General features: G+C 51.9%; 20 protein-coding genes. 10 read left to right on the forward strand and 10 right to left on the reverse strand.

Annotated elements, in window-relative coordinates:
- Positions 1 to 874: 874 nt before the first annotated feature.
- From JL719_RS22870 to glgC, 3 genes are all read left to right on the forward strand, one after another.
- On the forward strand, positions 875 to 2,767 hold the full coding sequence (locus tag JL719_RS22870) for a thiamine pyrophosphate-binding protein (protein WP_033156845.1): 1,893 nt from the start codon (positions 875 to 877) through the stop codon (positions 2,765 to 2,767).
- Between the two features lie 294 nt (positions 2,768 to 3,061).
- The gene (locus JL719_RS22875; protein WP_033156846.1) at positions 3,062 to 3,535 is read left to right on the forward strand and encodes a hypothetical protein; all 474 of its coding nucleotides are present in this window, start codon (positions 3,062 to 3,064) and stop codon (positions 3,533 to 3,535) included.
- 101 nt (positions 3,536 to 3,636) lie between these two features.
- Positions 3,637 to 4,902 carry a glucose-1-phosphate adenylyltransferase gene (glgC, locus tag JL719_RS22880; protein WP_033156847.1) on the forward strand — a complete coding sequence of 422 codons (1,266 nt, stop codon included), beginning with the start codon at positions 3,637 to 3,639 and terminating at the stop codon, positions 4,900 to 4,902.
- 53 nt (positions 4,903 to 4,955) lie between these two features.
- Here glgC and JL719_RS22885 read toward each other — a convergent pair whose 3' ends face one another.
- Genes JL719_RS22885 through JL719_RS22895 form a run of 3 tightly spaced genes read right to left on the reverse strand, consistent with a single transcriptional unit; the run spans position 4,956 to position 7,739 of the window.
- Complete coding sequence (locus JL719_RS22885; RefSeq protein ID WP_020483819.1) at positions 4,956 to 5,543, reverse strand: phosphoheptose isomerase; 588 nt, start codon at positions 5,541 to 5,543, stop codon at positions 4,956 to 4,958.
- A gap of 5 nt (positions 5,544 to 5,548) precedes the next feature.
- Entirely contained in the window at positions 5,549 to 5,917 is a 369-nt protein-coding gene (locus JL719_RS22890; protein ID WP_033156848.1) for a YraN family protein, read from the reverse strand.
- A 1-nt stretch (position 5,918) separates the two neighbouring features.
- Positions 5,919 to 7,739, reverse strand: coding sequence for a penicillin-binding protein activator (locus JL719_RS22895; protein WP_033156849.1), 1,821 nt, complete (start codon positions 7,737 to 7,739; stop codon positions 5,919 to 5,921).
- A gap of 21 nt (positions 7,740 to 7,760) precedes the next feature.
- On the opposite strand from JL719_RS22895, the gene rsmI reads away from it, so the two are divergent.
- On the forward strand, positions 7,761 to 8,612 hold the full coding sequence (rsmI, locus tag JL719_RS22900; protein WP_033156850.1) for a 16S rRNA (cytidine(1402)-2'-O)-methyltransferase: 852 nt from the start codon (positions 7,761 to 7,763) through the stop codon (positions 8,610 to 8,612).
- A 21-nt stretch (positions 8,613 to 8,633) separates the two neighbouring features.
- Here the strand turns inward: rsmI and JL719_RS22905 are convergent, their stop codons facing one another.
- On the reverse strand, positions 8,634 to 8,819 hold the full coding sequence (locus tag JL719_RS22905; protein WP_033156851.1) for a putative motility protein: 186 nt from the start codon (positions 8,817 to 8,819) through the stop codon (positions 8,634 to 8,636).
- A gap of 332 nt (positions 8,820 to 9,151) precedes the next feature.
- Here JL719_RS22905 and JL719_RS22910 point away from each other — a divergent pair, with 332 nt between their 5' ends.
- Positions 9,152 to 10,177, forward strand: coding sequence for an HD domain-containing phosphohydrolase (locus JL719_RS22910; protein WP_033156852.1), 1,026 nt, complete (start codon positions 9,152 to 9,154; stop codon positions 10,175 to 10,177).
- 316 nt (positions 10,178 to 10,493) lie between these two features.
- Positions 10,494 to 14,621 (forward strand): PAS domain-containing protein, encoded by a 4,128-nt coding sequence (locus JL719_RS22915; protein ID WP_051670010.1) that lies wholly within the window; start codon positions 10,494 to 10,496, stop codon positions 14,619 to 14,621.
- Between the two features lie 67 nt (positions 14,622 to 14,688).
- On the opposite strand, the gene JL719_RS22920 is transcribed toward JL719_RS22915, so the two are convergent.
- Both JL719_RS22920 and metH read right to left on the reverse strand, forming a co-directional pair.
- Positions 14,689 to 14,952, reverse strand: coding sequence for a glutaredoxin family protein (locus JL719_RS22920; RefSeq protein ID WP_033157001.1), 264 nt, complete (start codon positions 14,950 to 14,952; stop codon positions 14,689 to 14,691).
- A gap of 11 nt (positions 14,953 to 14,963) precedes the next feature.
- Positions 14,964 to 18,635 (reverse strand): methionine synthase, encoded by a 3,672-nt coding sequence (gene metH / locus JL719_RS22925; protein WP_033156853.1) that lies wholly within the window; start codon positions 18,633 to 18,635, stop codon positions 14,964 to 14,966.
- A 75-nt stretch (positions 18,636 to 18,710) separates the two neighbouring features.
- On the opposite strand from metH, the gene JL719_RS22930 reads away from it, so the two are divergent.
- Positions 18,711 to 18,902: a DUF2970 domain-containing protein gene (locus tag JL719_RS22930; RefSeq protein WP_033156854.1), complete on the forward strand. Its 192-nt coding sequence runs from the start codon at positions 18,711 to 18,713 to the stop codon at positions 18,900 to 18,902.
- 54 nt (positions 18,903 to 18,956) lie between these two features.
- On the opposite strand, the gene JL719_RS22935 is transcribed toward JL719_RS22930, so the two are convergent.
- Positions 18,957 to 19,376, reverse strand: coding sequence for a hypothetical protein (locus JL719_RS22935; RefSeq protein ID WP_033156855.1), 420 nt, complete (start codon positions 19,374 to 19,376; stop codon positions 18,957 to 18,959).
- 213 nt (positions 19,377 to 19,589) lie between these two features.
- Here JL719_RS22935 and JL719_RS24330 point away from each other — a divergent pair, with 213 nt between their 5' ends.
- The 3 genes from JL719_RS24330 (at position 19,590) to JL719_RS22945 (ending at position 21,999) form a co-directional block, all read left to right on the forward strand.
- Complete coding sequence (locus JL719_RS24330) at positions 19,590 to 19,718, forward strand: hypothetical protein (RefSeq protein ID WP_255189959.1); 129 nt, start codon at positions 19,590 to 19,592, stop codon at positions 19,716 to 19,718.
- Positions 19,719 to 19,853: 135 nt separating this feature from the next.
- Positions 19,854 to 21,761 (forward strand): DCC1-like thiol-disulfide oxidoreductase family protein, encoded by a 1,908-nt coding sequence (locus tag JL719_RS22940; RefSeq protein ID WP_033156856.1) that lies wholly within the window; start codon positions 19,854 to 19,856, stop codon positions 21,759 to 21,761.
- Between the two features lie 100 nt (positions 21,762 to 21,861).
- Positions 21,862 to 21,999: a hypothetical protein gene (locus tag JL719_RS22945; RefSeq protein ID WP_165385996.1), complete on the forward strand. Its 138-nt coding sequence runs from the start codon at positions 21,862 to 21,864 to the stop codon at positions 21,997 to 21,999.
- Positions 22,000 to 22,385: 386 nt separating this feature from the next.
- Here the strand turns inward: JL719_RS22945 and JL719_RS22950 are convergent, their stop codons facing one another.
- From JL719_RS22950 to glyS, 3 genes are read right to left on the reverse strand one after another with little or no spacing between them, the layout of a single operon-like run.
- Positions 22,386 to 23,150 carry a lysophospholipid acyltransferase family protein gene (locus JL719_RS22950; protein WP_033156857.1) on the reverse strand — a complete coding sequence of 255 codons (765 nt, stop codon included), beginning with the start codon at positions 23,148 to 23,150 and terminating at the stop codon, positions 22,386 to 22,388.
- Positions 23,116 to 23,658: a D-glycero-beta-D-manno-heptose 1,7-bisphosphate 7-phosphatase gene (gmhB, locus tag JL719_RS22955; RefSeq protein WP_033156858.1), complete on the reverse strand. Its 543-nt coding sequence runs from the start codon at positions 23,656 to 23,658 to the stop codon at positions 23,116 to 23,118. Before gmhB ends, JL719_RS22950 begins: the two co-directional genes overlap by 35 nt.
- Positions 23,655 to 25,724: a glycine--tRNA ligase subunit beta gene (gene glyS / locus JL719_RS22960; protein WP_033156859.1), complete on the reverse strand. Its 2,070-nt coding sequence runs from the start codon at positions 25,722 to 25,724 to the stop codon at positions 23,655 to 23,657. Before glyS ends, gmhB begins: the two co-directional genes overlap by 4 nt.
- Position 25,725 lies beyond the last annotated feature (1 nt).

Raw genomic sequence — 25,725 nt, forward strand, 5'->3', positions numbered from 1 at the left:
CCAACGCTCACTACCCTCGATACGTAAACCATGAAAATCAAGCTACCGGACTGCCGGTAAGCTGATAGGCTTGGATTCTCTTGCTTACCCTATGTAGCGTCAACCAGTTGCTTTACTTTAGGTGTTGGAAACATAGTCCACGTTGCGGATAAATACAACTAACGCGACTTTTCCCTTTGGAAAGACCACTTACACCGTTTTGCGATGTCTTGCCGACTCTCCCCCCAGGCTGTTTGAAACGCGATGGTTTTGGTCACCGCACCGGAAAGCTTGACTAATCGGCCTCCCTTCTCCTCCGCCGAAGCCATCCTTTATCCCTTTGTTTAGAGCAAGAACGAAACTAATGGTTCCAAGCCCGCGTTCCGATCCCTCCGGCGAAATGTTTGAGATATTTCCGCTGGCGATTTGGGATTGTGTAGGCGAGGCGTGTTTCGGCAACACACTACCATTCAATCAATTCGTCCCGCAAAGCTGCACTGCCGCGAAAAATAAAATAAATTTTTTTGCTGCTTATAATCCTCGATAGTAGAAGCGACTTGAATAACTAATTGATTTTCCATAGAACGTATTCTGTTATTTGTCTCAGGGCTATACAGGCTTTCCGTTTCAAGTTATATACAAATTAGTAGGTATTTAATAAGTCTTGCAAAGCCCATTTTAATGGGTGTAAGGTTCGATACGACGGCATGAAAAAACAAATTTAAGACTACAAAATTGCAACGGCTTGTGTAAAAAAGCAGCGGTATTGTAGTTAATTAGCAACGAATATTTGCCGGGGCTAAATATTATCTTTGTTCTATGTCGCGTTTAAAAATGACAGCGTAACAACTAGCTGCGCGTCTATAAAAATAATGTCCTCACCATGAGATTAGTTATGTCCAAATTTCCAATCGATCTTGGCGCTTATCAGCGCATCAACTTAGATCCAAAAAACCCAACTTTAACCGATGCACAACGTGCCAGCCTGAAAGTCAACATTCAGTTGTGCCGTGATGCTATTGTCTATTTCACAGCCAACGGCGCAGCCCGTGGCGTGGGTGGTCATACCGGCGGTCCATACGATACCGTGCCGGAAGTCATGATCATGGATGCGCTGTTCCACAGCTCCAATGATTTTGTACCCATCTTTTTTGACGAAGCCGGCCACCGCGTCGCCACCCAGTATTTGATGTCCACCCTGAACGGCGATTTGCCGGCCGAACGCTTGATCGAATACCGCGCCGCGCATTCGCATTTGCCAGGCCATCCTGAATTGGATTTCACCCCCGGCGTGAAATTCAGCTCCGGCCGCTTGGGCCACATGTGGCCGTATGTCAACGGCGTAGCCATTGCCAACCCGGCCAAAACTGTGTTCTGCCTGGGCTCGGACGGCTCGCAGCAGGAAGGTAACGATGCCGAAGCGGCCCGTCTGGCTGTGGCGCAAGGCCTGAACGTTAAACTGATCATCGACGACAACAACGTCACCATCGCCGGCCACCCATCCGAGTACTTAAAAGGCTGCAGCACTGCCAAAACCTTGGCCGGTCAAGGCGTCACCGTATTGGAAGGCGACGGCGAAGATCTGGACGATTTGTACAAACGCATCATCACCGCCATTAACACCCCTGGCCCGGTTGCGGTTATCAACCACAGACCAATGTGTCCAGGCATTGTCGGTCTGGAAGGCTCGACCCACGGTCACGACGTTGTGTCGGTGAAAGTGGCGTTGGAATACTTGGAATCACATGGTCAACAAGCCGCTGCCGATGCACTGCGCGAAGTCAAAGCACCGAAGAACGACGCGGTATTTTTGGGTTCCAGCGACAAATGGGACGCCAACCGCAACGTCTTCGGCGATGCTTGCGTGGAAGTCTTGGGCCGTTTGAGCGAAGCGGAACGGGTTGCCAAAGTACGGGTTGTGGATAGTGACTTGGAAGGCTCTTGCGGTCTGTTCAAAATCCATAAAGCTTTCCCGGAAGTGTTTATCTCCTCCGGCATCATGGAACGTGGTAACTTCTCCGCGGCAGCCGGTTTTGGTATGGAAGCGGGCAAACAAGGTATTTTCGGCACCTTCAGCGCGTTCTTAGAAATGCTGATGTCCGAAATCACCATGGCCCGCTTGAACAAATCCAACGTGCTCAGCCACTTCTCGCATTCCGGTATCGACGACATGGCCGACAACACCTGCCATTTCGGTTTGAACAATATGTTCGCCGACAACGGTTTGAGCGACGGCTATGAGACCAAGCTGTATTTCCCGGCAGATCCTTTGCAAATGAAAGCGTGCGTGGAAAAAGTCTTCTTCGATCCGGGCTTGCGTTTCATCTTCTCCACTCGTTCCAAAGTGCCAACCATTCTGGACAGCAACGGCAACGAGTTTTTCGGTGGCGACTATAAATTCGTGCCCGGCAAAGACGAAGTCATTCGCGAAGGCACGGCCGGTTATATCGTCAGCTTCGGTGAAGCCTTGTACAGGGCGCTGGATGCAGTCGAGCGCCTGAAACAACAAGGCGTGGATGTAGGCTTGATCAACAAACCGACCTTGAACGTCATCGATGAAGACATGCTGGCCAAAATCGGTAAGTCACCGAAAGTGCTGGTGGTTGAGTCCTTCAACCGTAAAACCGGTTTGGGTAGCCGCATGGGCACATGGTTGTTGGAACGCGGTTACACACCAAAATACAACTATATTGCCACGCATAAAGAAGGTTGCGGCGGCCTGTGGGAGCAATTCCCGCATCAAGGTATTGACCCGGCTGGCATCATGGCCAGCTTTTTAAAGGGTTAAGCCTCCCTCTCGACCTGGGGCGCAGGGAAGCGCCCATATTTTTCGGCTGGGGTTTGGGAGCAACAGCCATTTGTAATCAGCAATTGCCATCAGGCAATTTCGCAGTAAAACACTCAGCTCTCACCGGGACCGAGCCATGCCTACATTCCTTGTTTCCAAACAGCCGGACGCTAGGCATGCGGTGCCTGCCTATCCAATTACGGAGCAATCGCACTCAAGTTAATCAATCCCGACAAACTAAAACCGGATTCAAACCATTTCGACCAATTAATACAGTCCTACGCCAGGTAAACCATGCAAAAACGAATTATCGGTGACAGTCGGCCCAACAAAGCCAGCTCAATGACAGAGCCGTTAAATCTGGAAGCGCTTGCTGACGTTGAAGTGTCATCCGAGGCTAAGGAGCACACTATCGAAGCCGCGCTACTGCCTGGCTTTAGCGGCGGGTGGCGAGCGGGCATGCCCGGCCCGCAAGTTATCCGCTTACTTTTTAAGCAGGCCCAGCCTGTGCAATCTATTCAACTGGATTTTTTGGAATCGGCTATAGCCAGAACACAAGAATACGTCCTTCGTATTTCTGCGGATAACGGACAGCCGTTTCGCGAAATCGTCCGCCAACAATGGCATTTTAATCCGCAAGGGTGCACAGCGGAGTCGGAACAACACGTCCTCGACTTGCCCGCGGTAAGTATTATCGAACTACATATCACTCCGGATATTAGCAACTCAAGTGCGTTTGCTTCGCTTGAAACAATGCGTGTATTTTGAGTTTTCGCCGTTAATTTTTAGGTTTGAAAAAGCCTTGGGAAAACTTGATATGCCCTATAAAACCTATTCGGCCAACAGTTTATTTTTCTAAAGATTTAACCATGTCAGCGCCCACACACAATATCCATCAATTAACCAAAAATACTATTGCTTTAATTCTTGCCGGCGGACGCGGTTCGCGCTTAATGAATATGACGGATTGGCGCGCCAAGCCCGCCGTGCCTTTTGGCGGCAAGTTTCGGATTATCGATTTTCCGTTATCCAATTGCGTGAATTCCGGTATCCGTAAAATCGGCGTGATGACGCAATACAAAGCCGATTCGTTGATCCGGCATATTCAGAAAGGCTGGGGATTCATGCGCGGCGAATTTGGCGAATACGTCGACATCATGCCGGCACAACAACGGATAGACGAGACTTCCTGGTACAAAGGTACCGCCGACGCCGTCTTGCAAAATATCGATATTCTGCGGGCTCGTAAACCGGATCATATTTTAATCCTGGCCGGCGACCATATTTATAAAATGGATTACGCGGCCATGTTAATCGACCACGTAGAAAAAAACGCCGACCTAACCATAGGTTGTTTGGAAGTATCCTTAAAAGACGCCTCCGCTTTTGGCGTAATGGACGTGGATAGCAATCGCCGCGTTCGGGCGTTTGTCGAAAAACCGGCCAACCCACCCGTGATGCCGGGTAGAACCAACACCGCGTTGGCCTCAATGGGTATTTATATCTTTAACGCCGATTTTTTATGGGAGCAATTAATTAAAGATTCTCTCACTGAAAATTCCACTAACGACTTTGGCAAAGATATTATTCCCGCCGTCATTGACGATCATATTGTTAATGCATATCCGTTTTTGGATTTACAAAGCGGCCAGCAAAGTTATTGGCGCGATGTCGGGACCATAGACGCCTATTGGGCTTCCAATTTGGAGTTAATCGGCGTCAAGCCGGATTTGAATTTATACGATGCGTCCTGGCCGATATGGACCTATCAGGAACAAACACCGCCGGCCAAATTTGTGTTCGACGACAACGGCCGGCGTGGTCTGGCCGTGGATTCGATGATTGCGGGCGGTTCCATTATTTCCGGCGCAACCATTCAACATTCCATGGTGTTTTCCAATGTCACCGTAAACGAATCAGCGCTTATCAAAGACAGCATTCTGTTGCCGCAAGTCTGCATAGGCCAAAATTGCCGAATTACCAAAGCCATCGTTGAAAAAGGTTGCGAGGTGCCGGCAGGCACGGTGATTGGCGAGAATCTTGACGACGACAAAAACAGGTTTTATGTCAGCGAGGGCGGGGTAGTGCTGGTAACTGCCGAAATGTTGGGGCAAAAACTACATTACGTCAGGTAATCAAGTATGCAAACGCCCGTTTATCCGATTGAGTGATAACGGGCGCCTGGGCCTTAGCCGCCAAATAATTGATGATCGATTAAATCGCATAGGCAATGCGAGATCAACAAATGCACTTCCTGAATGCGGGCGGTGGAATAAGACGGTACGCGGATTTCAATATCGGCTTCGTTCAACGCGCCGGCCAGCACACCGCCGTCTTTGCCACTTAGTGCGATGACCGTCATGTCGCGGTCATGCGCCACTTTCACGGCTTTAATGATATTGCCGGAGTTACCGCTGCTGGTGTAGACCAGCAAGATGTCGCCAGCCTGCCCCAGCGCGCGCAACTGCTTCGCAAAGATTTCGTCGTAATGGTAGTCGTTGGCGATAGAGGTGATGGTTGAGGTATCGGTGCTCAACGCAATCGCCGGCAACGCGGGACGTTCGCGTTCAAAACGGTTGAGCATTTCCGAAGAAAAATGCTGGGCATCGCCCGCCGAACCGCCGTTGCCGCAAGTCAGCACTTTTTTGTCATTCACCAAAGCCTCGACGATTTTTTGCGAGGCGAATTCGATCAGCTCGCACAAGCTGGCCATCGCATCCTGTTTGGTTTGAATGCTGTCGGAAAAGTGGGCGATGATGCGGTCTTGTAAACTCATAATACTCAGGTTTGAAAAGCGTTTTTAATCCAGTCCAGGCGGTTGTTGCCGGATACAGCAACTACGTCGAAACGAATCGAGAGCTGGCTCAGGTTGTTGATTATGACATAGTGTTGGGTAGCGGCGACGATGCGCGCCTGTTTTTGCCGGGTGATACTGGTCAGGGCGCCGCCAAATTGCTCCGATTTGCGAAAGCGTACTTCCACAATCACCAGCGCCGAACCGTCCTTCATCACCAGATCCAGCTCACCCATTTTGCAGCGAAAGTTGCTGCACACCCATTCCAAACCTTGCTTTTGCAAATAAGCCAAGGCTAATTGTTCGGCGCTATCGCCCTTTTGCAAATGAACCGGCTTGGCTTTACCGAATAGCATACTATTCGATAAAGCCGGAGGCGACCGGCACGCCTCCCTTAAACTGGGCGCAAACCAGTTTGCGGGTAATGCGGTTTTCACCGTTCACGGACAAGCGGCCGGTAGCGCCGGCGTAAGACGCCCCGGTCAGCTGCGGTAATTGGCCGATGATGTTGTAAGCATCTATGCCCAACGCGACCAGTTTAACCTGGCTGTCACTCAGGCCTTGCCAGGTATTCTGCACGGCTTGCTGGCTGAGTGCGCCGGTGTAGGCATCGCCGAACACCCAGGGCAGATCGCAGAAATTAATCTTGCCCAACTCGCTATCCCGCACCGGATTTTGCCGGCCGCTGTAGATATTCGGCATCGCATAAATCGACAACTCGCTGCTTTGCGAGTACTTGAGTTGCGGCGCCAACTCTCTGGCCAATTCCGGGCTGGCGCTAACGAATAAGGCCAAGGGTTGCTTCTGGCCATTCGAGCTGACGCTGGTGCTGAGCAAGGTTTTTACAATAGCTGCGAAATCGTGTTGTTTCGGGTCGTAGCTTTCCACACCCACCACGGCGCCGCCGACCGCTTGCCAAGCCGACATTAGATAATGGCGCACCCGCTCACCTTGCGTGGTATTCGGCGTCAGCAATACGGCATTCTGTTGGCCATCGCGCTTGGCTTTTTGTACCAATTGTTCCGCGTCGTCTATCGGGCTGAGGCCGAATTGATAGAGATTGGTTTTGCTGAGATTTTCCACATGATTCAGCGCCAACACCGGCACGCTTAATTCGGTGGATTGCGCCAAACTTTGGATTTGTTCTTTCACCAAGGGGCCTATCACCTGTTTGGCGCCGTCGCTGACGGCTTGCCGATAGACATTGGCTATATCGTCTTTTTCGCTGTCGTAATACTTTAGCGGCATTTGCGGCGCGGCGCTGGCGGCCAGACGATGGGCTACCGTCAGCCCTTCCCTGATGGCTTTAGCCGCGCTGGCGTAAGAGCCCGAGCCAGGCAGCAACACGGCAATGGTTGCACCCGGAGCAGGCGGTTGCGCCGCTTGTTCCGGTTCTTGGACTGCCGGCTGACTGACAGGCGGCGGATTCAAATAGGCTTGCAGATAATCGGCGTTGGCCGGATGACCGGGATAAATTTGCCGCCATTGCAGGATTTGACCGGCTGTGTCGAAACCCGCCACGTTACGTTGCTTCAGAATTTTAGCCAAGGCCATCCAACCGCTCAGTTCGTCAACGATGGGAGACGGACCGCTAAGGGTTTCCAACGGCAGCACGCTAAGCGCATCCAGAATGGCGATAATGTTTTGCTTTTGCTGCTCGGGTTTTTGCAACAGTCGGCCCAGTTTCAGGCGAGCCCTGACGCTGGGTACAACATCGCCCAACAAAGCATGCACAAAAGCCACGGATTGGTAATAAGCAATTTGATCGGCGTCGGTCAGTATGGCGGGCCGCACGCCCTCCAGCTTTTTCAAGGCTTGTTCGGCATCACCCATGCTCAACGCTACTTGAGCTTGAAGCAATTTGTATTTGCTGAACAATTCCGGCGGCAACTGTTCGGCGTTGATTTTATCCAGGGCTTTTTGCGCGGCCTGACTATCGCCGGCTTGCAGGCGGGTGTCGGCATCCAGCAGATGCAGGCTGTTTTGATTGTCGGCCATCCGGTAACTGCGCGGTGGCTCGGCCGGCTTGGCTTTGCGGGCACTGGTTTGCGGGCGCACTTCCAGCTGGGTCTTGTTTTTGACCGGTTGCTCACTGCACGCAGCCAGTAGCAACAGGCCGAAAAACCAGCGGTTTAAAACACGACGCGGCATAATGGCAGCAAATTTGCGATCAGACATAGCACGGGGACCGAAGAATAAATGTACGGAAAATTATACGTGGTTGCCACGCCAATCGGTAATCTGGCCGATTTCAGCTTTCGGGCGGTGGACATATTGAAGCAAGTGGACTTGATCGCCGCCGAAGATACCCGCCACGTCAAGATGTTGCTGCAACATTACGGCATCAATAAGCCGCTGCAATCGCTGCATCAACATAACGAAGAACATGCTTCGCAAGGCCTAGTCGATAAAATCCGCGAAGGATTATCGGTGGCACTGGTATCCGATGCCGGCACGCCGATGATCAGCGATCCCGGCTTTCCTCTGGTCAAATTGGCCAGACAGCAAGGCGTGGATGTGTGTCCGATACCTGGTGCCTGCGCGCTGATCGCCGCCTTGTCGGTGGCGGGTTTACCGACCAGCCGTTTCAGTTTCGAAGGCTTTTTGCCACGCACCGGCTCGGCGCGGCGCAGCTTCTTCGAACACAAGTTAGCTGACTGCTCGACTTGGGCCTTTTACGAATCCAGCCATCGCATCCAGGCCGCTTTGGAAGATATGCTGACGGCATTTCCGGCTGATCATCAAATCGTCGTCGCCCGCGAGATCACGAAATTGCATGAAACGATTGTCGGCGACGAACTGGCCAAGGTGTTGGAGAAAGTGCAGACCGACGAAAACATGCGCAAGGGCGAATTCGTGGTGTTGGTAGCTGGCCGCGAAGCTGGTGAGCAAGACGATGAATTAACCGACGAGCAGCGGCGGATTTTGGGCATCTTACTAACAGAATGCTCCACCAAGACCGCTGCAGCAATGGCTGCGGAAATTACCGGCCAGCGTAAAAAGACCTTGTATCAGGCGGCGCTGGCGATGCAGGACAAGCAAGGCCGCTAAGTTCCAGCAATCTTCCGCCGCTCAAACCCGGACATCGATACCGTTTGCCGATACGCTGGCCGACTCCAATAACTTTAAGGCGTTTTGGCCTTGTTGTTCCTGCATCTCCTTGGCTTTTACCAGCATCGCAACTTCGACTTGTTGCGCGGTTTTTTGGGTGGACATTTGTGTCGCCAGCGCGGCGACGGAAGAGACGGAATCAAGCATGGCGTGGCCTCGTCGGGTTGGTTTTGGAAAGCGGTTGCCGTAACGGCTAAAAAGGTTATCGAACCGCAAGCCGATAACTTTAGGCTATCGATAAAAATAACTGCTTACCTGCGTTCTGCCTACGCCTTGGGGCATACACTATAATGACCTACGGCATCAGCTATGCGGCCCCCTTCAAAATCGAACGGTGTCCGAATGGTTTCTAACGACCTAGCGCTCCGGCGCATCGCGACCGATATGAGCCAGCCCCGGAAAACCTTGGCATATTTTGCTGAAAACTGCGTTTGGCAGGGTATCCTGGCAGCATTCAGGCAAACCGATTAAAGAGTTTTATGACATATAAAGGCAACATTCTCGCCGTTGACGACACCCCTGCCTCCTTAAAGTTGTTAACGGATATTCTGAAGGACGAAGGCTACGAAGTCCGTTCTGCTATTAGCGGCGAATTAGCCTTAAATTCCGCTTTCAATCACCCACCGGAATTGGTGCTGTTGGATATTCGCATGCCGGAGATGGATGGCTTCGAAGTTTGCCGGCAACTCAAAGCTAACCCGAATACATGCGATGTGCCGGTGATATTCGTTAGCGCGATCATGGATACCGACGAAAAAGTGCGCGGCTTTGACTTGGGTGCAGTGGATTTCGTCACCAAGCCCTATCAGCGCGATGAATTGCTGGTTAGGGTGCGTACTCATTTGGAGTTTGACCGCCTGCGCAACCATCTGGAAGAACAGGTGGAAGAACGGACCCGTAAACTGATGGAAAGCGAGAGAAATTTGCGCGCCGGCATGCTGGATTTCGTGACTGCGATTGCGGCCACTATCGAAGCGCGCGATCCCTACACCGCCGGCCATCAACGCCGCGTCGCCCACCTCGCCACGGCTATCGCCCGCGGCTTGCAATTGCCGGAAGAGCGGATAGAGGGGCTGACGTTGGCGAGCGTGGTACACGATATAGGCAAAATTCGAATCCCCGCCGAAATACTGTGCAAGCCCGGTCGGCTGGACGATTTGGAGTTCAGCCTGATCAAGCGGCACGCCGAAACCGGCTACGACATCCTCAAATCCATCAACTTCCCTTGGCCTATCGCGCAAATCGTCTTGCAACATCACGAACGCCCCAACGGCAGTGGCTACCCGTGCGGCCTAAAGAAGGGTGAGATATTGCTGGAAGCGGAGATTCTGGCGGTTGCCGATGTGGTGGAAGCGATGAAGTCTCATCGTCCTTACCGCGCCGGTTTAGGGCTGGATGCAGCACTGCAGGAGATTTCCGACAATCGTGGTGTGCTGTATAACGCCGAAGTAGTCGAGATTTGTTTAAAGCTTTTTCGGGAACGGGATTATTGCTTGCCCGCTTGAGCGGCTCCTTAGAATTCCGCTAAAAATAACCTCCCGAAATGACTTTTCCCGGCAAAGCGTTCGTGCTCGACTGGCCTGGATGCCTGAGCAATTGCCGAGAGCGCAGTCGAAGCATGAACGGTTAAGGGCTATGAAGGCCCGGATTTCCCCTGCGATCCTTCGACAAGCACGGGAAAGTTCCACTAATCCGCGCTAGAAAAGTTACTTAACCCTATCCTTAGGTGTTTTGCAGCGCGTTTAAGGAATACGATGGGACCGTTTGCCCGCGCACACTTACGGGCCGCCAATACACCACAACAGTCTTGTGAGTTCAGCTATGCCAGGTCAGCTTGATTTTCCAAACAATGTCTCGAGGCGGCTGATTGCCGGGGCGGCAATCCTTAACCTGTTGGTTATCGCCACCGTGGGGTTTGCGCTGTATCGCAGCTTCGACAAATATCAACAGCGTGCCGAAATCACGACGCAGAACCTGACCAAGGTTATCGCGCAAAACTTAGATAGCCTTATCGAAAAGGTCGACTTAGGCGTGTTGGTGGCCGTGGAGGAAATCCAGCGGCAACAGGCTTTGGGGAGCGTTGACGCCGAGGCGCTGTCGGTTTTTATGCAGCGCTTACAAGCGCGTTTGCCATGGGTTATCGGACTTAGAGCTACCGACGCGCAAGGTTGGCTAGCCTATGGCGTGGATGTACCAAAAGATAAGCCGCTCAGCATGGCGGATCGGCTCTATTTTTCTAGTTTGCGGGATAATCCGGCGCTTGGGCTATTTATCAACAAACCGGTGATGTCTCATATCAATAAGGTTTGGGTGCTAAATTTTGCACGCCGCCTTAACCGCGCCGACGGCAGTTTTGCCGGCGTGGTTTTTGCCAATGTTTCACTGGATAATTTGAGTAAAGCGATTTCCAACGTTGATATTGGCAGTCGCGGGGCGATTAACCTGAGAGATGCCGACATGGGCTTGATCGTTCGCTATCCCGCCCATGCCGAGCCCGGCAACATGATTGGCGATAAAACCATTTCGCCGGAATTTCGCCGGATGCTCGCATCCGGACACACCTCGGGTGTGTTCCACACGCCTCTCAGCTTCGACAATACCGCCAGGGTGGTATCTTTTCGCAAACTGGACGCCTACCCGCTATGGGTGAGCGTCGGTCTGGCTAGGGACGATTTTCTGGCGGAGTGGTGGAATGAAGTCCTGGAAATGGCCGGACTGGTTCTTCTGTTTGCCTTGATTTCGGTTAGTAGCGCCCGGTTCATCGTCGGTGCGTGGCGAAAGCAATTGCAGGTTGCCACCAAGTTGGCGGCCGAAGAGGAAAAGTTCCATACCGTCGCGGACTACACCTACGACTGGGAATATTGGGAAGGCGACGATCAGCAGATTTTGTATATGACGCCTTCCAGCTTGCGGGTTACCGGCTATGCGGCCGAGGAGTTTATGGCCGATGCCGGGTTATTGCCGAGCATCATACATCCCGACGACCGGCACTTAATGACCGATCATCGCCACGATGTCGAGCATTTACGCCTCGCTGAAGTAGACTTTCGCATTGTCCGCCGCGACGGCGAAATTCGCTGGATCTCGCATTGTTGCCAGGCCGTGTTCGGGGCGGACAATAACTACCGAGGCCGGCGCATCACTAACCGCGACATTACAGAACGCCACCTATTCGCCACCGAAATCAATCGGCTGGCGCAAGCGGCGGATCAGAATCCGACCGGCATCCAGATTACCGACCTGCAGGGCGTATTGACCTATACCAACCACGCTTATACGCGGATTACCGGGTATACGTTCGGCGAGGCTTACAAAATGACGCCTCGCGCATTATTGTCCAGTGAAATAACTGCCGATACCTACCAAGCCTGCCAGGCACAATTGGCAGCAGGCAAACTATGGAAATCCTCGCTGACCAATCGCCACAAAAACGGCGAGTTGCGCTGGGAACAGATCACCGCCTCACCGATTTACGACGAAGCTTATCAGGTTTGCAATTATCTATATTTACGCACGGACATCACCGAAGCCAAGCAAACGGAAGCGGCCTTATATAAGCTCAATCGCGAATTGCGCGCGATCAGCAATTGCAATCAGGCCTTGCTGCGACATGACAACGAACCAAGCCTGCTTAAAGAAATTTGCCGTATCGTCTGCGATGAAGCCGAATATCGCATGGCTTGGGTCGGCTACTTGGAAAACGGCCCTCCCAAAACAATACGCCCGGTGGCCTGGGCCGGTTTTGAAGACGGCTATCTGGCCGTCACCGATCACAGTGGCGGGGATGCGGCGGGCGCGCAAAGTCCCGCTGCCGCCGCCATTTGCAGCGGCGAAAAAGTCTATGTTCAGGATGTCTGCACAGATGCGCTGATGGCTTTGGCACGAGACGCAGCGTTAGCGCGCGGCTATCGCTCGGTTATTGCCTTGCCTTTGGCCGATCAGAACGCGGATATTTTCGGTGCGCTGACGATTTATTCCGCAGAACCCAATGCGATCACGGCAGCGGAGATTCGCTTGTTAGAGGAACTGGCCGGAGATTTGGCCTTTGGCATTTCCGTGCTCCGCGATAAGGCGGAGCGCTTACGCACGGAAGAGCATTTACGCGACTCGGAGGAGCGCTTGCGGTTGACGTTGGAAGCCGCCCAGGTCGGCGTTTGGGACTGGGATGTAAAAAACGACCAATGGTACGCTTCGCCCACCTATTACACGATGCTCGGCTATCCTGTTCGGACCGGCATGGCTGATCGGCGCGAATGGTTCGAAAGCGTTCATCCGGACGATCAAGCGGAAGTCAGCGACAAAATGAGCGGCGTGTTAGCCCGTGATTTCACGGAATATCAATATCAAGCGCGCATGCGCCACGCCGACGGCAGTTATCGTTGGCAATATGTGCGCGGTTTCGGTATTCAGCGCGATTCGGACGGTAAGGTCATACGCATGTTGGGTATTCGTATGGACATCCATGATCGCAAGCAAAACGAGGAAGAATTACGGCGCTATAAAGAACACCTCGAAGATGAAATCCAGCAACGTACCGCCGACTTGATAATTGCGCGCGATGCGGCGGAAGCGGCCAATAGGGCCAAGAGCGTATTCCTGGCCAATATGAGCCACGAATTGCGTACCCCGCTGAACGCTATTCTTGGATTCTCGAAATTGATGCGGAAAAATCCCCAACTGTCGGACGAGCAAAGGCAAAACCTGGATATTATCAATCGCAGCGGCGAGCATCTGTTGATGTTGATTAACGATGTATTGGAAATGGCTAAAATCGAAGTAGGCCGGCTACACCTGGAAAACGCGCCTTTCGATTTGGGCAATATGGTGCGCGATATTACCGATATGATGAGTGTCCGCGCCGCCGAAAAAGGCCTGAGGTTGTTGGTCGATCAGGCATCGCAGTTTCCGCGTTTCATTGTCGGCGACGAAGCCCGCTTGCGGCAAGTGCTGATTAATCTGGTGGGCAATGCTATTAAATTTACGCAGCAAGGCGGTGTTACCTTGCGCCTAGGCACTCGCAAAAATCGCATTTCGCATCTACAGATTGAGGTCGAAGATTCCGGTGTGGGGATCCCGCTGGCCGATCAGCAACGTATATTCGAACCATTCGTACAGCTAGGCGAGCAAAGGGATAGCCAAGGCACCGGCTTGGGATTGACCATTACCCGCCAGTTTGTGGAATTGATGGGCGGTACGCTTACCTTGGAAAGCCACCCGAATCAAGGCGCTTTATTTAGAATAGATCTGCCGCTCGCGGAGGTGAATCAGGCGGATATTACCGGCCCCAGTGCTGATAAAGCGGAAGCCGGCGCCGTCATCGGCTTAGTGGAAGGGCAAAGCGACTACCGCATATTAATCGTTGAAGATCAGCTCGAAAATCAGTTATTGCTGGCAAAATTGATGGAATCGGTCGGATTCTCCTGCAAAGTGGCCGGCAACGGCGCGGAGGGCATAGCGCTATTTCAAACATGGCAACCGCAATTTATCTGGATGGATAGGCAAATGCCGGTAATGGATGGTTTGGAAGCCACGAAAAGAATCCGGGAGTTGCCTGGCGGGCGGGAGGTCGTCATTGTTGCCGTCACCGCCTCGGCATTCCTGGAGCAGCGTAGCGAGCTTCTGGAAGCCGGTATGAACGATTTTGTGCGCAAGCCTTATCGCTTCAACGAAATCTACGAATGTCTGGCCAAGCACTTGGGGGTGCGTTATGTTTACGAGGGTGTTCCAGAACAAACCCCGCCAATCGCGCCATTAACGCCGAACATGTTAGCCGGCTTGCCGGCATCGGCACGCGAGGAATTGAAAAATGCACTAGAAAGCCTGGAGCCGGAACGTATAGCAAATGCCATAGTTCTGGCAACGGCGCAGGATCCTCAATTGCGCAAAACCCTGGCCTATCTGGCTGATAACTTTGACTATCCTGCCATTCTGAGGGCTTTGCCTAGCTGATTTTATCGTTCGCCGTTTTGAGTTGCACTGTTCCGGCACGTACGATTTGGCGACCGCCAAACCGATACTACGTCCGGCGTGCTGACTGGTATTCGCTTGGATCGATGGCGATGCTGAATGCTTTTAATTGCAGGCTGTCGAACGGCCAATTAAGTTGCTTTTGGCTTGGGGCATGCCACAACACCGGAATCAACAAACCATACGCCCCCTGCCATTGCTCATTGTCCATAATGTCCCGGCTGGTAAAATCCAGCCCGGCGGCTACCAGTAACGCTTCCGCCTCTTCGCACAAATGGCAGCCTTCGGTGCCGAACAGGATAAAATCGGCCACGGTTGAATCGATCAATGATTCAAATGCGCCGCCAACCAACGTTCGGCCACTTCAATCTTCAAGCCTTTACGCCGCGCGTAGTCTTCTAACTGGTCCTGATCGATCTTACCGACATTGAAATACTGCGAATCCGGATGCGAGAAATACCAGCCGCTAACCGCCGCAGTCGGATACATAGCAAAGTTTTCGGTTAGTTCGATGGTGGTGTTTTCGGTGACGTTCAGCAACTCGAACAACTTGGCTTTTTCGGTGTGGTCTGGGCAAGCCGGATAGCCAGGCGCCGGACGGATACCTTGATACGCTTCCTCGATCAGCGCGTGGTTATCGTGTTGTTCATCTTCGGCATAGCCCCAGTATTCGCGGCGTACGGCTTGATGCATGTATTCCGCAAAGGCTTCGGCTAGACGGTCGGCCAGAGCTTTCAGCATGATGGCGCTGTAGTCGTCGTGATCTTTCTCGAATTCGGCTAACTTGGTTTCGATGCCGATACCGGACGTGACCGCAAAGCCGCCCAGATAATCGGCAATACCGCTACCTACCGGGGCGATGAAATCGGACAAACAGTAGTTGGGCCGGCCCGGCGCCTTGACATTTTGCTGACGCAAATGATGCAGCTTTTCGCGTGGCTGGCTGCGACTGTCGTCGGTGTACAACACGATGTCATCGCCATCGCTGTTGGCTGGGAAGAAACCTATGACGGCCTTGGCTGTCAGCCATTGTTCGCGAATCAAGTGTTTCAACATCTCTTGCGCATCTTCGAACAATTTAGTCGCTTCGATGCCAACCACATGGTCGCTAAGAATAGCCGGATAGCTGCCGGACAATTCCCACGTTTGGAAGAACGGCGTCCAGTCGATATACCAAACCAGCGTATCCAGCGGGAAATTATCGATGACTTTGGTGCCGAGAAATTTAGGCTTAACCGGCAGATGGCTGGCGTAATCGAATTTGTTAAGCCGGGCTTTTTCCAGGTTATGCTGCGGATTTTTAGCGTGCCGGCCTTTGTGGCGTTCGCGCACAATTTCATACTCGGCGCGAGTTTTTTCCACGAAATCGGCTTTCAAATCGTCGCTAAGCAGGGCGCTAACCACGCCGACACTGCGCGATGCATCCGTAACATAAACGGTCGGCGATTGATAGTGCGGTTCGATTTTCACTGCGGTATGGGCGCGCGAAGTCGTCGCACCGCCTATCATCAACGGGATCGTAAACCCTTGGCGTTGCATTTCCTTGGCGACATGCACCATTTCATCCAGCGACGGCGTGATCAAACCGCTGAGACCTATCACATCGACGTTTTGCTCGCGGGCGGTTTTCAAAATCGTCTCGGCCGGAACCATCACACCCAGATCGATGACCTCGTAGTTGTTGCATTGCAATACCACGCCGACGATATTTTTGCCGATGTCGTGCACGTCGCCCTTCACAGTGGCCATCAGCACTTTGCCGTTGGTTTGCCGCTCGCTGCCGTCTATTTCGGCATCCATGAACGGCATCAGATAGGCCACGGCTTTTTTCATGACCCGCGCCGATTTCACGACTTGCGGCAGGAACATTTTGCCTTCGCCGAACAAGTCGCCGACCACGTTCATGCCATCCATCAACGGCCCTTCGATGACGTGCAAAGGCTTTTCGGCTTCCAGCCTTGCCGTTTCGGTATCTTCTTCAATGTAATCGGCAATGCCTTTGACCAGCGCATGTTCCAGGCGCTTGCTGACCGGCCATTCACGCCATTCCAAGGTTTCCTGTTTCGCTGTCTGACCGCTACCACGATATTTCTCGGCGATTTCCAGCAGCTTTTCGGTGCCTTCCGGGGTGCGATTCAAAATCACGTCTTCGACGGAATTGCGCAGTTCTTCCGGAATATCGGCGTAAATCGCCAACTGCCCGGCGTTGACGATACCCATGTCCATGCCGGCATGTACGGCGTGGTACAGAAATACGGCGTGGATCGCTTCGCGCACCGGATTGTTGCCGCGGAACGAGAACGATACATTCGATACGCCGCCGGAAATCAAGGCATGCGGCAAGGTCTGCTTGATGATACGGGTGGCTTCGATGAAATCGACACCGTAGTTGTTGTGTTCCTCGATGCCAGTGGCGACCGCGAAAATGTTGGGGTCGAAGATGATGTCTTCTGGCGGGAAGCCGATTTGTTCGGTCAATATTTTGTAGGCGCGGGTGCAGATTTCCACCTTGCGCGCCATCGTGTCGGCCTGGCCTTGTTCGTCGAAGGCCATCACGATCACGGCAGCGCCATAACGGCGCACCAGCTTGGCGTGTTCGATGAACAGTTCTTCGCCTTCCTTGATCGAAATCGAGTTGACGACGCCCTTGCCTTGGATGCATTTCAGGCCGGCTTCCAGAATCTCCCATTTTGAGGAGTCCAGCATGATCGGTACTTTGGCAATATCCGGCTCGGCGGCCAGCAGATTCAAAAAGCGCACCATCGCCGCTTTCGAATCCAGCATGCCTTCGTCCATGTTGATGTCGATAATCTGCGCGCCGTTTTCGACCTGTTGCTTGGCCACTTCCAGGGCTTCTTCGTAACGTTCTTCGACGATCATTTTCTTGAAGATCGCCGAACCGGTAACGTTGGTACGTTCGCCGACGTTCACGAACAAAGTTTCCGGACCGATGCTCATCGCTTCCAGGCCGGCCAGGTGACAGCGTTTTTCCAACTCGGGTATCTTACGCGGCGGATATTTTTCCAGCGCGGCAACGATGGCGCGGATGGTGTCCGGTGAAGTGCCGCAGCAACCGCCGATGATATTCAAATAGCCGCTGGCGGCCCAGTCAGCCAATTCGGCGGCCATCATTTCCGGGGTTTCGTCGTATTCGCCGAATTCGTTGGGCAGGCCAGCGTTCGGGTGGGCGGAAACGTAGGTGTCGGCGATGTTGGATAATTCTTCAATGTATTGGCGCAGTTCCTGCGCACCGAGCGCGCAGTTGAAGCCGATCGAGACGGGTTGCACGTGTTTCAACGAATACCAGAACGCGGCGGCGGTTTGACCTGAAAGCGTGCGGCCGGAGGCGTCGGTAATGGTGCCGGAAATCATTACCGGCAGTTTGTAACCTAGTTTGTCGAAAGTCTGTTCGACCGCGAAAATCGCCGCTTTGGCGTTCAGCGTATCGAACACCGTTTCGATCAGGATGATGTCGGCGCCGCCGTCGATCAAGCCTTGAGTGGCTTCGCTGTAGGCGCTTACCAAATCGTCGAACGTGATGTTACGGAAGCCGGGATCGTTGACATCCGGCGACATTGATGACGTGCGATTGGTGGGGCCCAAGACGCCGGCGACGAAACGCGGCTTGTCCGGCGTTAACGCGCTGACTTCGTTGGCCGCCTGTTTAGCGACGCGAGCCGAAGCGACGTTGATCTCGTAAGCCAGGTCTTCCATCCGATAATCGGCCATCGCGATACGGGTGGAATTGAAGGTATTGGTTTCCAGAATATCCGAGCCGGCATCCAGATAGGCGCGATGAATCGCCTTGATTACCTCGGGCTGGGTAATCGATAATAAATCGTTGTTGCCCTTAAGATCGACAGGCCAGTCGGCAAAGCGTACGCCGCGATAATCCTTCTCCTCCAGTTTGTAGCTCTGAATCATGGTGCCCATCGCACCGTCCAGAAACAAAATCCGTTGAGATAATAACTGGTGTAATCTTTGTGTGCTGTTCATACTGCCTGAGGGTCGTAAGGGTGAATATCGGTGGGCTAGTCCGCTTTATTATCAAACCAAATTTTGAGGGAAATCATGTCTAAACCCAGTCTATTGCATGTCATAAAAAGCGTGTTTGCCGCCGTGATCGGCGTGCAAAGCAATAAGAATAGAGAGCTTGATTTTCAGCACGGCTCTTTGCCTGCCTATATTGTCGTCGGGCTGATTGCGACTGTGCTGTTTATTTTAACGATAGTCAGCATCGTATCCGCAGTTACCGGCGGCTGAGGAATTTCGACGGTAACGAAGCCCAAGCGGCCTTGGGCTTCGGAGCCAGCCAAGTTAGTTGCTGGAGGTTTTGAAGCTGTTTTTGATGCTGACAAACAACTCTTTGATGCCGCTGAACAGGTTGGCTGGTGTCAGCGCTTGTTTCAAAATAAACTGACAGCGAATCAGAGCGACAGCCAACACACCGGCAAACGGCGGTAGTAATTCGAAGAAAACCGGCATGAACCAGCCGCCGGCGCCTTCCTGGGTTTTTCTATCGCCGACGCTGGTCAGGTCGCGATCATATTCGCCGCCGACATCTTTACCGTCTAAGCCGTCGATGATCATAATGTTGATGTTGTAGAACAACACCTGAATGACCAAGAACACTATGGCACAGCCGGCAACCCACATCAGCACATTACCCGTTTTGGCTTTTATCAGGGTTTGATATACCCAGATTGCCGTCAAAATCATTATTACGCCACCAATCATCTCTATTCCCCTTGTTGAAACTGTTTTTATAATTCTCAAAATTCAGGTTGAGAAAGCATACTACCATAATCCACCTGGATGGCAATTGCGGTCGGATGTTTCCGCGATAGCCATGAATCGCTTGACTTTGAAGGTAGCTAAAGTAACATATGAAGCTCGACCGCCAAAGACATGGCAAATTTTATAACAACTAACTAAAGGTAGGAGGCACCCATGGGAGCGATCTTAGATTTAACAGAAATGCTGAAAGAACCGTCGGGCATGATTGGAGCGGTAGTTATCATCGCTGCAGGATACTTCTTTGTAAAATGGGTTTTTGCTGAGCCTAAAGACGAAGAGTAAGCTACACCCCCTCGCTTACAAAGCTTTTCTGGAAAAAGCGGCTACGGATAGATCCCGTAGCCGCTTTTTTTTTGCCTGACGCATACCATTTTCAAATCCCTTATAATCTGTGGACTTTTAGCCTGCCGACCCGCCATGTACAAACTGTTAGTTCAGAAAGTCAATGCTCTTTATTCTAAAAAAGTACCCGCTACCGGCGTAGGCCTTTTCAGGCTTTTGTTTGGGGTGGTGACACTGCAGGAAGTTTTTTTTCTGCTGTATTTCAACCACTTGATATTCGACCCCATCCCGTTCATGGATGTCGAATTTCCGATGATTCCGTTCTTCCTTTGGCTATGGGCCGCGGTGGCGTTTTGTCTGGCCATCGGTTACCGCTGCCAGGCGGCCAGTGTTGCTAACTACATTTTTTGGCTGCTATTCGTTAATTTCACACCTATGCAGCGCGATTTCGACGGCGGCTTCGATTTGTTCATGATCGGCGCCAATTTCTTTCTGATCTTCATGCCTATGGACCAAGCCTTTTCTATTGATGGCCTTAGGAAAAAATTGCTGCGCCCCTTCACGCATTATTCTCAATACCAAGCTCCGGAAGTGTCTGCACTGACTTATTATCTACCTGTCGCGATTTGTCTGGGCTTTTTGTATTTCGATTCCGCGATACACAAGATGTTTGCCGAGCATTGGCGCAACGGCTTGGGTGCTTGGTTGCCGTCTTCGATTCCGTATTACATGTCCGCGCTGGATTTGTCCTGGCTGCTGAATATCGAGATTTTGCAAAAAATCATCGGCTACACCATCATCGCATTCCAGTTTACTTTCCTGTTGTTTTTTCATCGCCGCCAGTTCAGATGGCTGTACTTTCTGATCGGGATTTCCTTGCATTTGGGCATTACCCTGTCCTTCAATATTTACCCGTTCGGAATGGGAATGCTGATTTTCTATGCCCTGGTAATGCCATTTGCCTGGTATAGAAAAATCGGGGGACTTCTACGGATCACACAACCACTATTGACGGTGTTTTACGACCAACAATGCCCATTGTGCAATCGCACAGTTTTAACACTGAATCATTTCGACGTTTTGCACGGCGTCGATTTCAAGCCCGCACAAGTGTTTGCAATCGATTATCCAGCTCTAGCCGAATTGGGCGAAAAGCAACTGCTGACCGATTTGTACGCGGTGGATGGTGATGGGCGGGTTTATGCCGGCGTTGATACTTACGCGCAAATTTTAATCTCGATGCGCTACACCGCGATGATAGGTTGGGCCATGAAACTGCCGCTGCTTTATCAATGGATATGCGGGCGCTATCGGGCGATTGCCGATTCGCGCACGCGATTGGCGTGCGATGTGAGCTGTCTGCCGGCATCAGCTGAAAACCTGCCGCCGAGTTTGTACGAGCGAATTTTCGAAGCGGAGCATGCCTTACCGGCCAGAAGTCGCGTACACAAAATCAGCAAAGTGTTGCTGGTGTTGATCTTGTTTCAGTTCAACAGCAGCTTTCACTATGGTTTGCTGTACCGCCTGCATGTCGATACCCGCCAGTCGCCGATAACCAGCATGCTGGCGGATATGAGCAATGCGGTCTTAATGATGTCTCACACATTTTTGGGCATCACCCCTCACGCGCTGTATCTTCACGACCATTTCGAAGGCTATGACCGCTTATTGGCTATTACCTATTTGGATGCCAACGGCAAAGAGCAATGGTTACCGTTTGTTAATCGGCAAGGCCGCCTGTTGGCGCCGAATTGGGGACGGGTGCATTCCATGTGGGCCAACATTGCGGTAACCCCAAATATCGACGAGCTCCGCTTGAAAAAATTCATCATGAAAGTCACGGCGTTCTGGGGAAAAAAGAGTGGTTTAGAGCTCGATAGCACGCAATTTATCGTCAAAATGAAGAGAATTCGAGCACCGTTTGTATGGGAAAAAGATCTCAGGAACAGCAACTTGGCAGGAGAATGGCAAGCAATAGGCTCCGCACAATGGACTGGAAAGGACATAAAGATCAACCTGCCGAAAGACATCGATATTTTGTAAACATCTAGGGTATTGCATACTCGGTTTTGTCATGCTATAAATTTTGCGTGCTTGAATTTGAGTACACACAAAAATAAAAACCTTTAAATCGGAGGATGTTATGAAAAAAGTATTTTCTGTCTTGGCTATGGTAATGATGATTGTAAGCTTGAGCGGTTGCATGGACGACCCAGACCAAGGCAACCCAAAACCAAAAGGCTATGGCTCACCTAACCAACAAGGTTCAGGGGTTAAATAATCCTAGCCCTGGCAGGATATTCCTTCCTGAGTAAGGCCCACCCTGTGGGCCTTATATCCCGATTTCTTTTCCTCCAAACAGATTTAGTTTGCGCCAAACTGGTTCGGCATGTTTAAATCTAGCTGTGCTTAATTTTTTGTTTAGATTCAGCACACGCAAAAATATAAAAAACTTTTATTTGGAGGATGTTATGAAAAAAGTATTATCTCTTTTAGCTATGACCCTGATGATTGCTGGCCTGAGCGGTTGCATGGACGATCCGGATGCATCAAAACAAAAAGTTTCTAGCTCTACTTCTGTAGCGCTTTAATCTTTAAGCTTGAAGAAAAAGGCCCGCTAATGCGGGCCTTTTTTTTGCAGCTTAAATTTTAGCCCTCTAATTCGAATTACCCTGCTATTCGTTCTGCATCGATTTGCAACATCGCTTTATTAATCCAGGCTTCGGCCTCTGCATTAATATCCTTCGATTTTTTATCAATGCTACTGATAACCGGCCCAATCTTGACCTTAATCACGCCCGGATATTTCAAAAAACTGTTGCGCGGCCAATACTCTCCTGCATTGTGCGCCAGCGGAATCACCGGAAAACCGGATTTTTGCGCCAGCATTGCGCCACCCGCATTAAATTTTTTATGCGCTCCCGGTGCCACTCGGGTTCCCTCCGGAAACACCACCACGAACAAGCCTTCCTGCAAACGCTGGATGCCCTGATCGATCAACATCTTTAGTGCTTCTTTCTGATTTTGCCGATCTATCGCGATGGGTTTTAATGTCGCCAGCGCCCAGCCGCCAAACGGGATTTGCAGCAACGATTTTTTCAAAACCGCGGTTTGCGGGAAAATAAATTGCCGCAAAGCCACCGTTTCCCAGGCCGACTGATGTTTGCTGAGAATAATCGCCGCGCTATCGCGAGGAATGTTTTCCAGCCCTTCCACTTCATAACTTAGCCCGCAACATAACTTCAGCATAAACAGCAGGCAATTGATCCAAACATCGGCGATTTTATAGCGCATCGGAAACGGCAGAAAATAACCGCCCAAGATGGCTACACCAACAATCAGCGTCGAGAATACTATGTAAATGAACAACAGTGTCGAGCCCAAATAGACTCTGAAATCAGCTTGTCGAGACGATGTGCGTGGCTGCGTCATAAAGATTATCGAAAATAGGAACGTTAAGTTGTGGATTATTAATAGCGGTTTTTTTGCCTTTGCCGGTTTTGACCAGAATAGGTTTGGCACCGGCCGATTCGGCGGCCTGAATATCGCGCAAGGAGTCGCCAATCGCATAAGTTCGGCTCAAATCAGCTTGCGTATCGGCGGCAAAGCGTCGAAACAGTCCGTCCAGAGGTTTGCGGCAGTCACAAGTGTCGTTTGGGCCGTGAGGGCAAAAATAAATGGCTTCTATGTGTCCGTCGGCCTGGGACGCCAATTGCCGCATTTTGGCATGTATCGCCGCCAGCGTTGCCAAATCGAATAAGCCCCTGGCAATCCCCGACTGATTCGTAATCACCACGACTTTGTAGCCATGTCGATTCAACAGCGCTATGGCTTCCAGGCTGCCGGCTAACGGCAGCCATTCCTCGGGAGATTTGATGAATGCGTCGGAATCAACATTGATAGTGCCGTCCCGATCCAGAATAACGTAACGCTCGGTCACGATTGCAATTTGGATATATCGGCAATTTTCAGGAATTGATTGGACAACTTGGCCAGCAATGCCAAACGGCTGTTGCGCAAAGCCTCGTCGTCAGTATTGACCATCACGTTATCGAAAAACGCATCGACGCTATCGCGCAACTGCGCCAAACGGCTCAAGGCCAGCGGATAATTCTGTTCTGCCAGCAAGGGCAAAATGTCGGTTTCCGATTGCTCGGCTGCCGCCAATAAGTTTTTCTCGGCCGCTTCGACCAGGGCCCCAATGCTCTCGGTAGGCGCTTGATCAGATTTTTTCAAAATATTGATGATGCGCTTGTTGGCCGCTGCCAGGCTTTCCGCTTCCGGCAAGGCTCTAAAGCTTTGCACGGCGCGAATACGCAGCATGAAATCCAAGGGGCTGGTCGGATTGACAGCCAATACCGCTTCGAATTCGTGGCTGGTGTAGCCCTGATCCAGACAATACCCTTTTAAGCGGTCGAACAGAAAGCCGATCACTTTCTGCCGGGTTTCGACTTTATTAAAGTCGTGACTGAATTGATCCAGCGCCGCATCCAGCAGCTCCACAACATCCAAGGCGATACCGTTTTCGATCAGCACCCGCAAGATGCCCAGCGTGGCTCGACGCAAGGCATAAGGATCTTTATCGCCGGTTGGGATCAAGCCGGCGCTGAAAATGCCGGCCAGGGTGTCTATTTTTTCCGCCAGCGCCAACACCTGGCCGATTTGGCCGCTCGGGGTCGCGCCGCCGGATTGCTTGGGATAATAATGTTCTTCCAAGGCCAACGCCACGTCGGCATGCTCACCGTCGGCCGCCGCGTAATAACGGCCCATCGTACCTTGCAGGTTAGCAAATTCGCCGACCATATTGGTCATCAAATCGGTTTTAGCCAACAGTGCAGCGCGCTTCGCTAATTCGACATCGGCGCCCAACTTCTCGGCGATCAAGGCCGCCAAGCTGGCGACGCGTTCGGTTTTATCGAACAAGGTGCCCAAATCCTTCTGAAAGACGATGCTTTTTAGGCTCTCAACCCGCTCGGCCAGCGATTGCTTTCTATCCTGTTTCCAGAAAAATTCAGCGTCGACCAGGCGTGGCAACACCACGCGCTCATTGCCTTGACGGATGGAATCGGGGTTGGAGCTTTCGATATTAGCGAAAGTAATGAAATGCGGCAACAATCGGCCTGCAGCATTTTTGACCGGAAAATATTTCTGGTTGGCCTGCATCGTGGTGATCAGGACTTCCTGCGGCAGCTCCAGAAAACGCGCATCGAAATTACCCACGACCGGCACCGGCCATTCGTTCAATGCCGCCACCTCTTCCAGCAAATCGTCTTCGATATGGGCAATACCGCCAACATTGCTGGCCGCTTGATTGGCAGCATCGCGAATAATGGTCATGCGTTCTTCAAAGTCGGCCAGTACCTTGCCATGCTGTTTGAGGATGTCCAGATATTCGTGTGGACTACCGATGCTCAAATCCAGTGGTGAATGAAAGCGGTGACCACGGGTGACGCGGCCGGTCGTGCGGCCGAGAATATCGGTAATCAGAATTTCAGAACCCAACAGCAAAACCGCCCAATGTACCGGCCGGGCAAATTCGGCATCGAAACTTCCCCAGCGCATACGTTTAGCAATCGGTAAATTGGCCAGACTTTTGCGGATAATGTCAGGGATCAACTCGGCAGTGGCTTGGCCTTTCACCGCTTGTTTGAAGATCAACCATGAACCCTTGTCGGTTTCCAGCTTCTCCAAATCCTCAAAAGACGCACCGCAACTGGCGGCAAAACCCAATGCCGCTTTGCTGGGTGTACCATCCGGGCCGTATGCTGCCTGGATGGCAGGGCCGCGCTTTTCCACGACTTTATCAGATTGAAAGGTTTGCAGATCGTCGATCAATACCGCCAAGCGGCGCGGCGTGGCATAAGCGCGGCCTTGGTCGTAGCTCAAACCGGCTTCCTGCAAGCCTGCCAGAATGTTGTCCAGCAAGGCCTGACTGAGTTTTTTTAAGAACTTCGGCGGTAACTCCTCGCAGCCCAGTTCGAACAATAAATGATTGGTCTCGGTCATG

This window comes from Methylomonas sp. LW13 (assembly GCF_016865255.1).
In the GTDB taxonomy this organism is placed as follows: Bacteria; Pseudomonadota; Gammaproteobacteria; order Methylococcales; family Methylomonadaceae; genus Methylomonas.

What these genes read in the sequence shown, in the direction of transcription:
- JL719_RS22870 (WP_033156845.1), top strand. Translation starts at nt 875, where the DNA reads ATGTCCAAATTTCCAATCGATCTTGGCGCTTATCAGCGCATCAACTTA.
- JL719_RS22875 (WP_033156846.1), top strand. Translation starts at nt 3,062, where the DNA reads ATGCAAAAACGAATTATCGGTGACAGTCGGCCCAACAAAGCCAGCTCA.
- glgC (WP_033156847.1), top strand. Translation starts at nt 3,637, where the DNA reads ATGTCAGCGCCCACACACAATATCCATCAATTAACCAAAAATACTATT.
- JL719_RS22885 (WP_020483819.1), bottom strand. Translation starts at nt 5,543, where the DNA reads ATGAGTTTACAAGACCGCATCATCGCCCACTTTTCCGACAGCATTCAA.
- JL719_RS22890 (WP_033156848.1), bottom strand. Translation starts at nt 5,917, where the DNA reads ATGCTATTCGGTAAAGCCAAGCCGGTTCATTTGCAAAAGGGCGATAGC.
- JL719_RS22895 (WP_033156849.1), bottom strand. Translation starts at nt 7,739, where the DNA reads ATGTCTGATCGCAAATTTGCTGCCATTATGCCGCGTCGTGTTTTAAAC.
- rsmI (WP_033156850.1), top strand. Translation starts at nt 7,761, where the DNA reads ATGTACGGAAAATTATACGTGGTTGCCACGCCAATCGGTAATCTGGCC.
- JL719_RS22905 (WP_033156851.1), bottom strand. Translation starts at nt 8,819, where the DNA reads ATGCTTGATTCCGTCTCTTCCGTCGCCGCGCTGGCGACACAAATGTCC.
- JL719_RS22910 (WP_033156852.1), top strand. Translation starts at nt 9,152, where the DNA reads ATGACATATAAAGGCAACATTCTCGCCGTTGACGACACCCCTGCCTCC.
- JL719_RS22915 (WP_051670010.1), top strand. Translation starts at nt 10,494, where the DNA reads ATGCCAGGTCAGCTTGATTTTCCAAACAATGTCTCGAGGCGGCTGATT.
- metH (WP_033156853.1), bottom strand. Translation starts at nt 18,635, where the DNA reads ATGAACAGCACACAAAGATTACACCAGTTATTATCTCAACGGATTTTG.
- JL719_RS22930 (WP_033156854.1), top strand. Translation starts at nt 18,711, where the DNA reads ATGTCTAAACCCAGTCTATTGCATGTCATAAAAAGCGTGTTTGCCGCC.
- JL719_RS22935 (WP_033156855.1), bottom strand. Translation starts at nt 19,376, where the DNA reads ATGATTGGTGGCGTAATAATGATTTTGACGGCAATCTGGGTATATCAA.
- JL719_RS24330 (WP_255189959.1), top strand. Translation starts at nt 19,590, where the DNA reads ATGGGAGCGATCTTAGATTTAACAGAAATGCTGAAAGAACCGTCGGGC.
- JL719_RS22940 (WP_033156856.1), top strand. Translation starts at nt 19,854, where the DNA reads ATGTACAAACTGTTAGTTCAGAAAGTCAATGCTCTTTATTCTAAAAAA.
- JL719_RS22945 (WP_165385996.1), top strand. Translation starts at nt 21,862, where the DNA reads ATGAAAAAAGTATTTTCTGTCTTGGCTATGGTAATGATGATTGTAAGC.
- JL719_RS22950 (WP_033156857.1), bottom strand. Translation starts at nt 23,150, where the DNA reads ATGACGCAGCCACGCACATCGTCTCGACAAGCTGATTTCAGAGTCTAT.
- glyS (WP_033156859.1), bottom strand. Translation starts at nt 25,724, where the DNA reads ATGACCGAGACCAATCATTTATTGTTCGAACTGGGCTGCGAGGAGTTA.